Below are 15,913 nucleotides of genomic sequence, written 5' to 3'. Positions count from 1 at the left end.
ATACACGACCAAGCGCTCGCGTCCAACGACTGATCGTCGCGCCAGGTCAGCAAAACCAAGAAACGAATGATGAATCCAACTGACATGAACGAGACGATCCCTGCCGAGGCAGGACAGGAGGCGGCCGCCAAGCCGAAGCGCCGCACGAAGCCCAAGGCGGAGGTGGCGCCCGCCGCCCCCGAGGGCGCGCAGCCGGACGCCGCAGCGAAACCCAAGCGCACGCGCAAGACGGCCGCCCAGAAAGCGGCCGAGGCCGCCGACGGCGCGGAGAGCGGCACCGCAGCCGCAGCCGCAGCCGAGCCGGCTGCCGCACCGGCGGCGCGCAAGCCGCGCGCGCGCAAGGTCGTGGACGCGGCACCCGCAGCCGCCGAGTCCGCGCCGGCACCGGCACCGGCACCGGCACCGGCGCCGTCCGCGGCAGCACCTGCGCCCGTCGCATCCGCGCCCGCTGCACCTGCGGCCGCCGCATCCGCTTCCGCGGGCGACGACGCCGGCAACCAGCGCAAGCCGCGCGGCCCGCGCCAGATGCGTGAACAGCGCCAGCAGCGCGACGCCCGCCAGCCGGCGCGCGCCGACGCCGATGTCGGCGCCGCTGACGCACCCGCCGTGGCCGGCGCCGCGGCGCCTGAAGCGGGCCGCAACGAGCAGCGCCGCGACCAGCGCGGCGGCAAGCAGCAGAAGAAGAAAGGCCCGCAGCGCGGCCAGCAGGCGCAAGGCGGCCAGCAAGGCGGGCAGCAGCAGGGCGGCGCACAGGCGGCCGGCCAGCAACAGGGCAAGAACAGGAACGCGAAGAACAATGCCAAGCCGGCCAAGGGCGGCAAGGGCAACGACGCGGATGACGTGTTCTCGTTCGTCACGTCGGACGCGTTCGACGCGAACGAGGGCGGCCGCGGGCAGGCCCAGCCGGCCAAGGCACGCCGCGACCTGACGGCCGACGACGACGCGCCGAAGCTGCACAAGGTGCTGGCGGAGGCGGGTCTCGGTTCGCGCCGCGACATGGAAGAACTGATCATCGCGGGCCGCGTGTCGGTCAACGGCGAACCGGCGCACATCGGCCAGCGCATCCTGCCGACCGACGCCGTGCGCATCAACGGCAAGCTGCTGCAGCGCCGCGTGTCCAACAAGCCGCCGCGCGTGCTCGTGTACCACAAGCCGGCCGGCGAGATCGTCAGCGCGGACGATCCGGAAGGCCGTCCGTCCGTGTTCGACCGCCTGCCGACGATGAAGACCGGCAAATGGCTGGCCGTCGGCCGCCTCGACTTCAATACCGAGGGCCTGCTGCTGTTCACGAATTCCGGCGACCTGGCGAACCGCCTGATGCACCCGCGCTACAACATCGACCGCGAATACGCCGTGCGCACGCTGGGTGAGCTGGAAGAGGGCATGCGCCAGAAGCTGCTGGCCGGCGTGGAACTCGATGACGGCACCGCGTCGTTCACGAAGATCGTGGATGGCGGCGGCGAGGGCGTGAACCGCTGGTACCGCGTCGTCATCGGCGAAGGCCGCAACCGCGAGGTGCGCCGGATGTTCGAGGCCGTCGGCCTGACCGTGTCGCGCCTCATCCGTACCCGCTACGGCGCCATGACCCTGCCGTCGGGCCTGAAGCGCGGCCGCTGGGAAGAGCTGGAAGAAAACGACGTGCGCCGCTTCCTCGACGCGTTCGGCGTCGAGAAGAAGGGTGGCGGCCAGGGCAAGGGCGCTCCGGCCGGCGGCAAAGGGCCGGGCAAGGGCCAGGGTGGCGGCAAGGAGCGCGGCAACGATGCGAACCGTTCGAACGGCAACCGCATCGACCGCACCGACGCCAACCGCAACGTGGATCCGTTCGGCCCGCCCGTCGTGCGCGTCGGCGCAGGCCGCGAAGAGGCGGGCATCCTCGGCGGACGTGGCGGCCAGGGTGGTCGCGGCGGATCGTCCGGCCAGGCGCGCGGCGCCGGCCAGGGGCGCAGCGGCGGCGGTCAAGGCCAAGGTCAAGGCCAAGGTCAAGGCCAGGGCAGGAGCAACAAGGGCCCGCGCCAGCCGGACCCGCTGCAGACGACGTTCGGCTTCGGCGGCGGCCAGACCCGCCGTGGCCAGGGGCCGCGCGTGAGCGACCACGGCATGCCGCGCCGCGGCCGCCGCGGTTAAGCGACACGTATCACGTCGGCATGGCGGGCACGGGGTGCCTGCCCTACGCTTACGCCATCGTAGGGTGGGCTCCCCGAGCCCACCAAACGTGTGCGCAGTCGCTTCATGCCGCGCGAAAATGGGGCGTCAGCAGCGCTGCCTTGACCAAAAGAGTAGACTGTTGCATGGCTGTTCATTTTGCAGTGCGGCGATTGCGGCCGACCCTGTATCGGGTTATAATGCGTGTCCTAACCCGAGTGCTTCCCAATGTTGTTTTGGCGAACAAGCTCCTGTTGGGAATACAAAAGATGGGCAGTTGCCCATTTTTTTTTTGTTGAAACGTTTTAAGGGTCCGGCACCGGACCGTGGAGAAACCTGTGCAGTTGTTTGATTTGATTGCCAAGACAGTCAGTGGACTGGGCTACGAACTCGTTGATATCGAGCGAGCGGAGCGAGGCATCCTGCGCGTGTTTATCGACTTCCCGGCGGCAGTGGCGGACGAAAAGGGACCGATCTCGGTCGAGGATTGCGCCACGGTGAGCCACCAGCTGTCGCACGTGTTGACGGTCGAAAACGTCGACTACGAGCGCCTGGAAGTGTCGTCGCCCGGACTGGACCGTCCGGTGCGCACCCTGGCCGACTTCGAACGCTTTGCCGGCAGCGAATGCACGGTCAAGCTGCGCGTCGCGATGCCCGGCACCGCGAACCGCAAGACCTATACGGGCATCCTGCATGCACCGCAAGGCGAGACGATCGGGTTGGAATTTGAAAGCAAGGACGGACCGGCGTTGCTGGAATTTACGCTGGCCGAACTGGACAAGGCACGCCTCGTGCCAAAGGTGGATTTTAGGAGTCGCAAAGCATGAGTCGCGAAATTTTGTTACTGGTTGATGCGCTCGCGCGCGAAAAGAACGTCGATAAGGAAGTGGTCTTCGGGGCGCTCGAGTTCGCCCTGGCGCAAGCAACGAAAAAGCGCTACGAAGGCGAGGTCGACATTCGCGTGTCCATCGACCGCGACACTGGCGAATTCGAAACGTTCCGCCGCTGGCACGTCGTGCCGGACGAAGCGGGCCTGCAGCTTCCCGACCAGGAAATCCTGCACTTCGAAGCGAAAGAGCAGATCCCGGACATCGAAGTCGACGAATACATCGAAGAGCCGATCGAGTCGGTCGAGTTCGGCCGCCGCTTCGCGCAGGACACCAAGCAGGTCGTGCTGCAGCGCGTGCGCGATGCCGAGCGCGAGCAGATCCTGCAGGACTTCCTGGAGCGCGGCGACGCCCTCGTCACCGGCACCATCAAGCGCATGGAGCGCGGCGATGCGATCGTCGAATCGGGCAAGATCGAGGCGCGCCTGCCGCGCGACCAGATGATCCCGAAGGAAAACCTGCGCATCGGCGACCGCGTCCGCGCCTACATCCTGCGCGTCGACCGCAATATGCGCGGCCCGCAGGTGATCCTGTCGCGCACGGCACCGGAATTCATCATGAAGCTGTTCGAACTCGAAGTACCCGAGATCGAGCAGGGCCTCCTGCAGATCAAGTCGGCCGCCCGCGACCCGGGCGTGCGCGCGAAGATCGCTGTCTTTACCTCGGACAAGCGCATCGACCCGATCGGCACCTGCGTCGGCATGCGCGGTTCGCGCGTGCAGGCCGTGACTGGCGAGCTGGGCGGCGAGCGCGTGGACATCGTGCTGTGGTCGGAAGATCCGGCGCAGTTCGTGATCGGCGCGCTGGCCCCGGCCAACGTGTCGTCGATCATGGTGGATGAAGAGAAGCACGCGATGGACGTCGTCGTCGACGAGGAAAACCTCGCGATCGCGATCGGCCGTTCCGGCCAGAACGTACGCCTGGCGTCCGAGCTGACCGGCTGGAAGATCAACATCATGACCGCCGAAGAGTCCGCCAACAAGGCCGAGCAGGAAACGGCTGCCGTGCGCGCGCTGTTCATGGCAAAGCTGGACGTGGACGAGGAAGTGGCGAACATCCTGGTCGAGGAAGGTTTCTCGAGCCTTGAAGAAGTCGCGTACGTGCCCATCTCGGAAATGCTGGAGATCGAATCGTTCGACGAAGACACCGTCAACGAACTGCGTACCCGCGCACGCGACGCGCTGGTGACCGAGGCGATCGCTTCCGAGGAAGGCCTCGAGGGCATGGAAGAGGCGCTGGCCAACCTGGACGGCATGGACCGTACCACGGCGGGCAAGCTGGGCCTCGCCGGCATCAAGACCCTGGAGCAATTCGCGGGTCTGGCGTACGACGAGTTTGCCGCCATCCTGGCGCTGCCGACCGACCGTGCCCGTGAACTGATCAAGAATGAATTTAATGATGTGACCGACGATGAGATGAAACTGGTCGACGCCAAGTACGACGACCGGGCCAAGGCCCTGCAGGCGAAAGCCTGGGGCCAGGTAGAAACGGCCAAGGCATAAGACGGAGCGAAGACCGGAGCGACATGGCATCCGGTCTTCGCGCTTTCTTAAGCAAGCAAAATTCTTTATCATCTCGCGACACATAGAAAAGAGGACTGAATGGCGAGTAACAACGTAGCCCAATTTGCCACCGAACTGAAGATGCCTGCAGATTTGCTGCTGACGCAGCTGCGTTCTGCCGGCGTCGAGAAAAGTTCGACGTCAGATCCCTTGTCCAAGGATGATAAGGATAAGCTGCTGAACCATCTGCGCCGTACCCACGGTGCCGCCGAATCGGGCGAAAAGAAGAAGATCACGGTGACCCGCAAGGAAACCTCCGAGATCAAGCAGGCTGACGCAAGCGGCAAATCGCGCACGATCCAGGTCGAAGTGCGCAAGAAGCGCACCTTCGTGCAGCGTGACGACCTCGTCACGCCGAAAGCGGCTGCCCAGCAGTCGCCCGTCGTCGACGCCGCCGAGCAGGCGCGCCGCGACGAAGACGCGCGCCGCCAGGCCGAGCTGATCGCGCGCCAGGAAGCGGAACTGCGCGAGAAGCAGGAACGCCTGGCCAAGCTCGAATCCGAGAAGGCCGAGCTGGCCAAGGTGGCCGAGGAACAAGCCAAGCGCGACGCTGAAGAACGTGCCAAGCGTGAAGCGGCCGAAGCTGCGGAAGCGGCAGCGGAAAAGGCGGCTGCGTCCGTCCAGGCATCGGCGGGTGCCGCCAGCGCCGCCGAGGAAGCCAAGCGCGCCGCGGCCGACGAAGCCAAGAAGGCAGCTGCCGAGGAGTCCAAGCGCAAGGCCGACGAAGCCGCCAAGGAAGCCGCCGAGCGTTCCGCCGCCACCGAGCGCGCGCGCAAGGCAGTCGCCGACGAAGTCGCGCAGATCAAGGCCATGATGGCCCAGCCGCGCCGCGTGATCAAGGCGCCGGAAGTGGTGCCGGCTGCGAAGCCGAAGGCCGCCGAGCCGAGCACGCTGCACAAGCCCGCGACGACGGCCAAGCCGGGCGACGCGAAGCCGGCCGATGCGACCGGTGCGCGTGCCAAGCCGGGCGACAAGAAGTCGATCAAGTCGGCCAACGTGGCCTCGACCTGGTCCGACGACAAGAAGCGCGGCGCCCCGGGCGGCGGCATGAAGGGTCGCGGCAACGCGGCACCGACGGGCCGTGACGGCTGGCGTGCGGGCGGCGGCCGTGGCGGCCGTCGTGGCGGCCACGACGATCGCGAATCGAATTTCCAGGCCCCGACCGAAGCCATCGTCAAGGATGTCTACGTGCCGGAGACCATCACCGTGGCCGAACTGGCGCACAAGATGGCCGTCAAGGCATCGGAAGTCATCAAGCAGCTGATGAAACTGGGCCAGATGTGCACCATCAACCAGGTGCTGGACCAGGAAACCGCGATGATCGTGGTGGAAGAGATGGGCCACAAGGCCTTCGCCGCCGCCGAGGACGATCCGGAAGCGCTGCTGGCCGACCACGGCGAGCACCACGAATTCGAAGCGAAGCCGCGTGCACCGGTCGTCACCGTCATGGGTCACGTCGACCACGGTAAAACGTCGCTGCTGGACTACATCCGCCGTGCGAAAGTGGCGGCGGGCGAGGCCGGTGGCATCACGCAGCACATCGGCGCATACCACGTGGACACCCCGCGCGGCATGGTCACCTTCCTGGATACCCCGGGCCACGAGGCGTTCACCGCCATGCGTGCCCGCGGCGCCAAGGCGACCGACATCGTCATCCTCGTGGTGGCGGCGGACGACGGGGTGATGCCGCAGACGAAGGAAGCGATCGCCCACGCGAAAGCGGCCGGCGTGCCCCTCGTCGTGGCGATCAACAAGATCGACAAGCAGGGTGCGAACACTGACCGCGTCACGCAGGAACTGGTCGCGGAAGGCGTCGTGCCGGAAGAATACGGCGGCGATTCGCCGTTCGTCCCGGTGTCGGCCAAGACCGGCCAGGGCATCGACGACTTGCTGGAGCAAGTGCTGCTGCAAGCCGAAGTGCTGGAACTGAAGGCGCCGGTGGAGTCGCTGGCCCGTGGTCTGGTGGTCGAAGCCCGTCTGGACAAGGGCCGCGGCCCGGTCGCGACGATCCTCGTGCAGTCCGGTACCCTGAAGCGCGGCGACGTCGTGCTGGCGGGTTCCTCGTTCGGCCGCGTCCGTGCGATGCTCGACGAGAACGGCAAGTCGGTGACCGAAGCGGGTCCGTCGTTCCCGGTCGAGATCCAGGGCCTGACCGAAGTGCCGAGCGCCGGCGAGGAAGTCATGGTCATGGCGGACGAGCGCAAGGCGCGCGAGATCGCCCTGTTCCGTCAAGGTAAGTTCCGCGACGTGAAGCTGGCGAAGCAGCAGGCGGCGAAGCTGGAAAACATGTTCGACCAGATGGCGGAAGGCGAAGTCAAGAACCTGCCGCTCATCATCAAGACGGACGTGCAGGGTTCGCAGGAAGCGCTGGTCGGTTCGCTGCAGAAGCTGTCGACGTCGGAAGTGCGTGTGCAGATCGTGCACGCGGCCGTCGGCGGCATCACGGAATCGGACGTCAACCTGGCGACCGCATCGAAGGCAGTCATCATCGGCTTCAACGCCCGTGCCGACGCCCAGGCGCGCAAGCTGGCGGAGACGAACGGCGTCGACATCCGTTACTACAGCATCATTTACGATGCGATCGACGAGATCAAGACGGCACTGTCGGGCATGCTGGCGCCGGAGAAGCGCGAGCACGTCACGGGCCAGGTGGAAATCCGCCAGGTCATCCTCGTGTCGAAAGTCGGCGCGATCGCGGGCTGCCTCGTTACCGATGGCGTCGTCAAGCGTACCTCGTCGGTCCGCCTGCTGCGCAACAACATCGTCGTGTGGACGGGCGAGATCGACTCGCTCAAGCGCTTCAAGGACGATGCGAAGGAAGTGCGCGCCGGTCTCGAGTGCGGTCTGTCGCTGAAGAACTACAACGACATCCAGGTCGGCGACGTCCTGGAAGTGTTCGAAGTTCAGGAAGTGGCACGCACGCTGTAATCGGACTCTCCTTCGATAGGAGTAGCATTGGGGCTGGCAGGCCTGCGCCTTGGCGCGGGCCGCTGGCCCCAAGTTTTTCATAAGTCGTAAACAACATGGCAAAACACAGCAAAAGCATTCCCCAGCGCGGCTTGCGCGTCGCCGACCAGATCCAGAAGGACTTGTCGGAACTGATCGCCTTCGAACTGAAGGACCCGCGCGTCGGCATGGTCACCATCAGCGAAGTCAAGCTGACCCCGGACTACGCGCACGCGAAGATCTATTTCACCCTGCTCAAGGACAGTCCGGAAGAGATCAAGCAGACGCTGGAAGGCCTGACCAAGGCGTCCGGCTACCTGCGCAACCTGCTCGGCAAGCGCCTGCACATCCACACCTTGCCGCAACTTCACTTCGTGCACGACACGTCGACGAGCCGCGGTCTCGCGATGTCCGCGCTGATCGACCAGGCGAACGCGACCAGAGCAAAAGACGACGTAGAAGATTCGGACTCCGAGTGAACGCACGTCCCCCGAAAAAGCCTCGCGACCTCGTCGACGGGGTGCTCCTCATCGACAAGCCCGTCGGTTTGTCGTCCAACGATGCGCTGATCAAGGCAAAACGCGTCGTCAACGCGAAAAAGGCGGGCCACACGGGCACGCTCGACCCGTTCGCCACGGGCCTGTTGCCGCTGTGCTTCGGCGAGGCGACCAAGTTCTCGCAAGACCTGCTGGAAGCGGACAAGACGTACGACGCCGTCGTGCACCTGGGCGTGAGGACGACGACGGGCGACACGGAAGGGGAGGTCGTCGAGACGCGTCCCGTCGACGTGACGGTCGAACAGATCGAAGCGGCGCTGGCCAGGTTCCGCGGCCCCATCCTGCAGGTGCCCCCGATGTACTCGGCGCTGAAGCGCGACGGCAAGGCGCTGTACGAGTACGCGCGCGAGGGGATCACTTTGGAACGTGAAGCCCGTCCCGTGACGATCCACAAGCTCGAGATGCTGGCGTACGAGGCGCCGATGCTCACGATCCGCGTCACGTGCAGCAAGGGCACGTACGTGCGCGTGCTGGGCGAGGACATCGGCGCCGCGCTCGGCTGTGGCGCGCACCTGAACGCGCTGCGCAGGATCCAAGTCGGCGCGCTGACGGTAGATGGCATGGTCACCTTGGAACAGTTGCAGGTACACGACAATCCGCTGTCGCTGCTGGCCCCCGTCGATGCCCTGTTGTCGAGCTTCCCGCGCGTCGACCTGACGCCAGAACTGGCCGCACGCTTCCTCAACGGCCAGCGCCTCGCGCTGAACCGCGAGCCCGTCGCGCTGCCGGAGACAACCGGCAGGGTGCGCGTGTACCACGACGGTAAATTGCTGGGCACGGCCATCCTGCAGGACTATGGCGTGCTGGCACCGGAACGGTTGATCGCGCGGTTGCAAGACTGAAAAGCTTGCTCTGGCGCTAACGGTGTGCCAGAACGGGCGCGGCCTCTTGAAAACGCAACGTCGCGCGCCACATCGAGCTCGTCCTCACGTCATCACCGTTCAACATTTCGCCGTTATTCTGGCCAAAAGGCCTGTTGAACCGGCAAATCGTTGAAATCCAAGGCTTTTCCCCCCGCTGCGCCGCAGCAGTGGGGCGTAAGCGTGCTATACTAGTGGGTTCCGGAAGTCGGAAGTTTCGAGTTCTTCCGCCCATCACGCAACATTTACTGTTGAAAACGCATATGTCAGACACCAAACGCGCGATTCGTAATATCGCAATCATCGCCCACGTTGACCACGGCAAGACCACTCTCGTGGACCAGCTGCTGCGCCAATCCGGCACTTTCCGTGAAAACCAGGCGGTCGACACCCGCGTGATGGACTCGAACGATCTCGAAAAAGAACGCGGCATCACGATTCTGTCGAAGAACTGCGCCGTCGAGTACGAAGGCACGCACATCAACATCGTCGACACCCCGGGCCACGCCGACTTCGGCGGCGAGGTCGAGCGCGTGCTGTCGATGGTCGACTCCGTGCTGCTGCTGGTCGATGCGCAGGAAGGCCCGATGCCGCAGACCCGTTTCGTCACGCGCAAGGCGCTGGCGCTGGGCCTGAAGCCGATCGTCGTCGTCAACAAGATCGACCGTCCGGGCGCGCGCGCCGACTGGGCGATCAACCAGACGTTCGAACTGTTCGACAAGCTGGGCGCGACCGACGAGCAGCTGGACTTCCCGATCGTCTACGCCTCGGGCCTGAACGGCTATGCCGGCATGGACGAAAGCGTGCGCGGCGGCGACATGAAACCGCTGTTCGACGCCATCCTGAAATACGTCCCGGTGCGTGACGACAACCCGGACGGTCCGCTGCAGATGCAGATCACGTCGCTCGACTACTCGTCGTACGTCGGCAAGATCGGTATCGGCCGCATCAACCGCGGCCGCATCAAGCCGGGCATGGACGTGCTGGTCGTGAACGGCCAGGACGACAAGTCGCCGATCAAGGGCCGCATCAACCAGGTGCTGAACTTCAAGGGCCTGGAGCGCGTGCAGGTGGAAGAAGCCGTCGCTGGCGACATCGTGCTGATCAACGGTATCGAAGACATCGGCATCGGCGTGACCGTGACCGCCGTGGATACCCCGGAAGCGCTGCCGATGCTGACCGTCGACGAGCCGACGCTGACGATGAACTTCATGGTCAACACGTCGCCGCTGGCCGGCCGCGAAGGCAAGTTCGTCACCAGCCGCCAGCTGCGCGACCGCCTCGACCGTGAACTGAAATCGAACGTGGCACTGCGCGTGCTGCCGACGGACGACGACACGATCTTCGAAGTGTCGGGCCGTGGCGAGCTGCACCTGACCATCCTGCTGGAAAACATGCGCCGTGAAGGCTTCGAGCTCGCGGTGTCGCGTCCGCGCGTCGTGTTCAAGGAAATCGACGGCGTCAAGTGCGAGCCGTACGAGAACCTGACCGTCGACGTCGAGGAAGTGAACCAGGGCGGCGTGATGGAAGAACTGGGCCGCCGCCGTGGCGACCTGCAGAACATGGAATCGGACGGCAAAGGCCGTGTCCGTCTGGAATACCGCATCCCGGCCCGCGGCCTGATCGGCTTCCAGGGCGACTTCATGACCCTGACGCGCGGCACGGGCCTGATGAGCCACGTGTTCGACGCCTACTCGCCGGTCGACACGGGCAAGGGCGAACTGGCCGGCCGCCGCAACGGCGTGCTGATCTCGCAGGATGACGGCCAGGCCGTCGCCTACGCACTGTGGAAGCTGCAGGACCGCGGCCGCATGTTCGTCGAGCACAACACGCCGGTGTACGAAGGCATGATCATCGGCATCCACTCGCGCGACAACGACCTCGTCGTGAACCCGATCAAGGGCAAGCAGCTGACCAACGTCCGCGCGTCGGGCACCGACGAAGCCGTGCGCCTCGTGCCGCCGATCCAGATGTCGCTGGAATACGCCGTCGAGTTCATCGAGGACGACGAACTGGTCGAGATCACGCCGAAGAGCATCCGCCTGCGCAAGCGCTTCCTGAAGGAACACGAGCGCAAGAAGGCGAGCCGCGAAGCCGCGTAATCGCGTTTCTCGCCGTACTGGAAAACCCGCTGCCTGCAGCGGGTTTTTTTATGGCTCAAAAAGCCATCGCTTTGGCTCGTTCGGCAAGTCAATACATCACTGTTTTCAAATGGAAAGTATTAGCATGGTGTCCACTTAATTGACATTCAATTAAGCCGCGTGTTCGAACGAAAATAATGGAGACTCCATGAAATTGCTGAAACAAATCGCCGTCGTCGCTGCCCTGTCCTCGATCGCTTCGTACGCATCGGCCCTGACGCCGATCGCCGACCAGGACCTGTCCACCGTGTCGGGCCGTGACGGCGTGTCGATCGCCGCCGACCTGCATGTCAACATCGGTTCGTTCGTGTACACGGATACCGACGCAGCCGGCGGTTCGGTGAGCTTCAACAACATCAAGATGTCGGGTGCGATCGCTGCCACGATCGACATCATCAACAACGCCACGTTCCAGGCCGACGCCAGCGCAGCATCGGGCGCATCGAGTGTCCTGGGCGTGACGGGCGGTGCAGGCCTGGCTGCCTTCATGCCGGCTGGCGACGTCGTCAAGATCGCGATCCCGCAAGTCGACACGAACAAGAACCTGAACATGTCGGTCGATTCCATCAAGATGGGCCATTCGACCGCTTCGTTCGGTTCGATGGCCGCCAACGACATCAAGCTGCAGGGTACCACTGTCTACATCTGGGCACACTGATTTGTATTCGGGCGCGCCCAAAAGCGCGCCCGAATGTGTCATCGGACTGGCTCAGGAATCCATCGATTTGGCTCCATGAGCAAGGACAAAAGGATGTGGTTATTGAAGCGGAAGTAATAACATTGTTTCCACTTAATTGACTTCCGATAAACGGATTCAGTTAAGCCAAGCGGTCCCGACGCTGCCGTCCCGACAGGCCACAAGCCGGAGAGGAACCGAAGCGGACGCGCGGGGAAGCCCCGAAGAGATTCCCGTCGATCACAATAACACTGGAGATACCATGAAACTGCTGAAACAACTGACCGTCGTCGCCGCCCTGTCCTCGATCGCTTCGTATGCATCGGCCCTGACCCCGATCGCCGATTCCGATCTGTCCAAAGTATCGGGCCGTGACGGTGTGTCGATTGCCGCCGACCTGCATGTCAACATCGGTTCGTTCGTGTACACGGACACCGACGCAGCCGGCGGTTCGGTGAGCTTCAACAACATCAAGATGACGGGTGCAATCGCTGCCACGATCGACATCATCAACAATGCCACGTTCCAGGCTGACGCCAGCGCAGCATCGGGCGCATCCAGCGTGCTGGGCGTGACCGGTGGTGCAGGTCTGGCTGCCTTCATGCCGGCTGGCGACGTGGTCAAGATCGCCATCCCGCAAGTCGACACGAACAAGAACCTGAACATGTCGGTCGACTCGATCAAGATGGGTAACTCGAGCGCTTCGTACGGTTCGTTCGCTGCCAACGACATCAAGCTGCAAGGCACCACGGTCTACATCTGGGCGCACTAAGCGTCGCGGGTTTGGGTGATGGACGGCCCGTGGGTTTACCCCGGGCCGTTTTTTTGACCTTCGTTTTCCCGGGTTCTTTCTCTATGCGCACCACCATGTTCCGCTGCAGCGCGCGCCGCGTCCGGACCGCGCTCATGAAGGGCTTATTGGCTTCCTTATTGGCGCCCTTGCTGGCACTCATGCTGCTGCCCGGCGCGGCAAACGCCCAGATGCGCGCGCTGTCCGACACCGAACTGTCCACCGTCAGCGGCCAGGGCCTGTTCACGGTCGGGAACTCCAGCTACAACGGTTTCGATTTCACCCGCATCAGCCTCGATGCGGACGTCACACTGAACGCCAACCTGGCCAATATGCGCCTGGGCGAATACAACTACGCGCCCCGCAACGGCACGGGCGCGGACCTCGACATCGGCGCGCTGCAATTCGGCCGCACCGACGGCACCGCCGCCCAGCGGCTCGTGCAGATCACCAATCCGTATTTCGAATTCGTTTATAAAAACACCGGCGTCAACAACCAGCGCGAGATGGTCGGCATGCGCCTTGGCTTCGACGGCATCTCCGGCGACGTCGGCATGAAGATCGCCACCTTGTCCGGCTCCATGCGCATCGATGCGGGCGCCGGCGGCATCATCGACAGCATGAACGATGCCGGCGGCGGCAAGCGCTGGGACGGCACGTGCGCCGGCTGCACGCCGCTGTCCAGCGTGGGCGGCGTGACGGCGGGCGACGCCAACGGGCCGAGCCGCGATTTCTGGATCTCGATCCTCAAGACGCCCGTCCAATTCCAGGCAGGTTCCGGCATGCCCGCACTGACCGAGGCGCAGGCCGGCATCTGGCTGAACTGGCGCGACAAGCTGACGGCGCTGAACCTCACCGGTACCGTGCCGGTCAATAACGCGACGGGGCATTGATGCGTACCCGGGCCGCCATCGTCCTGCTCTGCGTGCCGGCCCTCGCGGCCGCGCTCGAGCCGCTGCCGGACACCGCCCTCGCGAAAGTGGCGGGGCGCGACGGCATGAGCTTCAACCTGTCGAACTTCTCCATGTCGGGCAATGCGGAAATGCGCTACTACACGCCCGGCGGCGACAGCTTCAGCATCGGCAACCTCAGTGCGTCGCGTTCCGACAACACCGACGCGCCGTTCTCCGATCCGTACCGCCTCGACGTGATCAGCGGCGGGCCCGGCCGCGCCGACATCATCAACATCGCGTTTCCGGAGAACGTGGCGGGTCGCGAAGTGTGGCAGATCACCTACGACTTCGGCGTGAACGCGAACGGTTTCGACGTGAAGGGTGGCAGCGTGATCCTGAAGGACCTCGTGTACTACGGCGGCGGCCTGCAGTGGTCGACGCCGACCGTCGGCGACGGGCTGGCGTTCGGCCTGGCCAGGCGGCTCGAGCTGGGCAGCCTCACGCTGGCGCCGAACGGGCGCGACGCGACCGGCGAGGCGATGGTGCTGTCGAACGTGAAGATCGGCGCCGCCACGGCGGACGGTTCCGCACCCACGACGCCGTGGCATATCGCCGACGTCACGACCCAGCCCGGCATCTTCAACGCGCGCACGGACGAGGCGGGCAAATCGACCCTGCACCTCGGGGTCAACTGGCCCGAGGCCGGCCAGACGGCGCCCAGCGGCACGCTGCAGATCGGGAACATCAGCTTCCGCAGCGACGCGGGCGTCAACATGGACCTCGGCAGCTCGCGCATCGGGTCGATCCAGTTGCAGTACCTCGACGTCAAGTTCCACTGATGAGCCCGCGCCTGCGCCTCCTCGCCTTCCTCCTGCCGGCCATGCTGTGCGGGGCAGCCTGGGCGGGACCGCAGCGGCTCGACGACGACGAACTGGCGCAGGTGCGCGGCGCCGACGGCGTCAGCTTCGCCGTGCGCCTGCAACTGAACCGCCCCGACGATGGCAGCATCGGCGACAGCCGCCTGACGATCGGCCAGACGGTCGATGGCCGCACGACGTACACGGTGCTCAAGAACGTCGGCGGCCTGATCCAGATGGTGGGCTTGAACATCAGCGCGCAGACGGCCGGCGACGGCACGAACTACCTGGCGCTGACCCTGCCGGCGTGGACGAAGTTCACGGACACCGGCTTCGAATCGCTCAGCGTGCAGGCCGATCCGCGCGGGCCCGTCACGGACAGCCTGGGCCGGATCACCCTGAACGGCGAGCTCCAGATGCAGGGCCAGTTGCGCCTGTGGTCCCATTGACGGCCGACTGTCCGTGCGCGTTCAGCCGGTCCTGCTGGAATTCGCCGGGCGCCTTGCCGAACCAGCGCAGGCAGGCACGGTGGAAGGCGCTCGGGTCGGCGAAGCCCAGCTTGTAGCTGAGGTTCTTGACGCTGATGCGGTCGCTGCCGAGGTATTGCTGGGCGATCGTGCGCCGCACCTCGTCGACGAGCGTGGAGAAGTCGGTGCCCTCGTCGGCCAGGCGGCGCTGCAGGGTGCGCTCGCTGATCGCGAGGCGCCGCGCCACCGCGTCGCGCAGGGCACCGCCCTGGTCGATCATCGCCGGCAGCAGCTCGCGCACGCGCGCGGCCACGCTCGTGCGCTCGGCCTGCGCGAGGCGTTCGTCGAGCAGGCGGAACAGGCCTTCGGCCGCGAGCGGATTCGCGGTCGGGATGGGCGCCGTGATGTCGGCATTGGCGAATTCGAGCGCGTTCGCGGGCGCGCCGAAGCGCACGGGGCAGCCGTATTTTTGCGCGTACGACGTGACGTCGGCCGGCGCCGGGTAGGCGTATTCGACGAGGACGGGTTTCAGGTCGGGACGGGCGCCGACGAAGCGCATCGTCTCGAGCAGCAGGTTCCAGGTGAAATCGTAGCGCGCCTGCGGCACGGCGCGCGTGCCGCCGACGAGGTTCAGGCCCACGCGCACACGGTCCGCCTTCGGCTCGATCGTGGGGCGCACGACGGGCAACACGAGCGGCATGTAGCGCGTGAGGTTGTCTGCGGCCTGGCGCAGCGTGGGCGACGCGAGCATCAGGTGGCCCAGCACGCCGAGCCAGCTGAGGGGATCGGGCGCGAACACGCGAAAGCCGATCAGCGGGTCGCCGCTGGCCGTCACGAGGGCTTCCCACAAGCGGCTGAACTGGTCGGACAACGCGAGCAGGTCGGCCGCGCGCTGGCCCTGCGGGCCGTGCTCGAACCAATCGAGTCCGGCCTGGGCGAACAGGGCGTCGACGTCGATGCCCTCGGCGCCGAGGCAAGCCTTGATGCGTTGCACCACGTCCGTGGCGGACAGGTACTTCACGCTGGCGACCGCGTACGTGCGGACGCGTCCTGCGCTGGTCTCATGCTTGGTCTCCTTACTCGTCGGATGGCCCCGGATTCTTCGTTTTTGCCCAGGTGCCTTTTTTATTATGTG

13 protein-coding genes are annotated in these 15,913 nt (G+C 65.2%); 12 read left to right on the top strand and 1 reads right to left on the bottom strand.

The window, feature by feature from the left end:
* Positions 1–69: 69 nt before the first annotated feature.
* From rluB to HAV22_RS26580, 12 genes are all read left to right on the top strand, one after another.
* Entirely contained in the window at positions 70–2,124 is a 2,055-nt protein-coding gene (rluB, locus tag HAV22_RS26635) for a 23S rRNA pseudouridine(2605) synthase RluB (protein ID WP_166863664.1), read from the top strand.
* Positions 2,125–2,480: 356 nt separating this feature from the next.
* Positions 2,481–2,969: a ribosome maturation factor RimP gene (gene rimP / locus HAV22_RS26630; RefSeq protein ID WP_166863570.1), complete on the top strand. Its 489-nt coding sequence runs from the start codon at positions 2,481–2,483 to the stop codon at positions 2,967–2,969.
* Positions 2,966–4,531: a transcription termination factor NusA gene (gene nusA / locus HAV22_RS26625; protein WP_166863568.1), complete on the top strand. Its 1,566-nt coding sequence runs from the start codon at positions 2,966–2,968 to the stop codon at positions 4,529–4,531. The genes rimP and nusA overlap by 4 nt, the downstream gene beginning before the upstream one ends.
* 99 nt (positions 4,532–4,630) lie before the next feature.
* Positions 4,631–7,519 carry a translation initiation factor IF-2 gene (gene infB / locus HAV22_RS26620; protein WP_166863566.1) on the top strand — a complete coding sequence of 963 codons (2,889 nt, stop codon included), beginning with the start codon at positions 4,631–4,633 and terminating at the stop codon, positions 7,517–7,519.
* 95 nt (positions 7,520–7,614) lie between these two features.
* Entirely contained in the window at positions 7,615–8,016 is a 402-nt protein-coding gene (gene rbfA, locus HAV22_RS26615) for a 30S ribosome-binding factor RbfA (protein WP_166863564.1), read from the top strand.
* Positions 8,013–8,936: a tRNA pseudouridine(55) synthase TruB gene (truB, locus tag HAV22_RS26610; protein WP_166863562.1), complete on the top strand. Its 924-nt coding sequence runs from the start codon at positions 8,013–8,015 to the stop codon at positions 8,934–8,936. The genes rbfA and truB overlap by 4 nt, the downstream gene beginning before the upstream one ends.
* Positions 8,937–9,217: 281 nt before the next feature.
* Entirely contained in the window at positions 9,218–11,056 is a 1,839-nt protein-coding gene (gene typA, locus HAV22_RS26605; protein WP_166863561.1) for a translational GTPase TypA, read from the top strand.
* 187 nt (positions 11,057–11,243) lie between these two features.
* Entirely contained in the window at positions 11,244–11,753 is a 510-nt protein-coding gene (locus HAV22_RS26600; protein ID WP_166863559.1) for a DUF6160 family protein, read from the top strand.
* Positions 11,754–12,033: 280 nt separating this feature from the next.
* Positions 12,034–12,543: a DUF6160 family protein gene (locus tag HAV22_RS26595; RefSeq protein ID WP_166863557.1), complete on the top strand. Its 510-nt coding sequence runs from the start codon at positions 12,034–12,036 to the stop codon at positions 12,541–12,543.
* Positions 12,544–12,677: 134 nt separating this feature from the next.
* Positions 12,678–13,454 carry a hypothetical protein gene (locus HAV22_RS26590; RefSeq protein ID WP_166863555.1) on the top strand — a complete coding sequence of 259 codons (777 nt, stop codon included), beginning with the start codon at positions 12,678–12,680 and terminating at the stop codon, positions 13,452–13,454.
* Positions 13,454–14,293 carry a hypothetical protein gene (locus tag HAV22_RS26585; RefSeq protein WP_208296382.1) on the top strand — a complete coding sequence of 280 codons (840 nt, stop codon included), beginning with the start codon at positions 13,454–13,456 and terminating at the stop codon, positions 14,291–14,293. Before HAV22_RS26590 ends, HAV22_RS26585 begins: the two co-directional genes overlap by 1 nt.
* The gene (locus HAV22_RS26580) at positions 14,293–14,760 is read left to right on the top strand and encodes a hypothetical protein (RefSeq protein ID WP_229421438.1); all 468 of its coding nucleotides are present in this window, start codon (positions 14,293–14,295) and stop codon (positions 14,758–14,760) included. The genes HAV22_RS26585 and HAV22_RS26580 overlap by 1 nt, the downstream gene beginning before the upstream one ends.
* Here HAV22_RS26580 and HAV22_RS26575 read toward each other — a convergent pair.
* Entirely contained in the window at positions 14,705–15,799 is a 1,095-nt protein-coding gene (locus tag HAV22_RS26575; RefSeq protein ID WP_166863553.1) for an AraC family transcriptional regulator, read from the bottom strand. The genes HAV22_RS26580 and HAV22_RS26575 overlap by 56 nt on opposite strands.
* Between the last annotated feature and the right edge of the window lie 114 nt (positions 15,800–15,913).

The sequence above is a fragment of the Telluria antibiotica genome (genome assembly GCF_011682055.1).
Lineage (GTDB): Bacteria > Pseudomonadota > Gammaproteobacteria > Burkholderiales > Burkholderiaceae_D > Telluria > Telluria antibiotica.
This window is presented reverse-complemented; position numbering and strand designations above follow the sequence as displayed.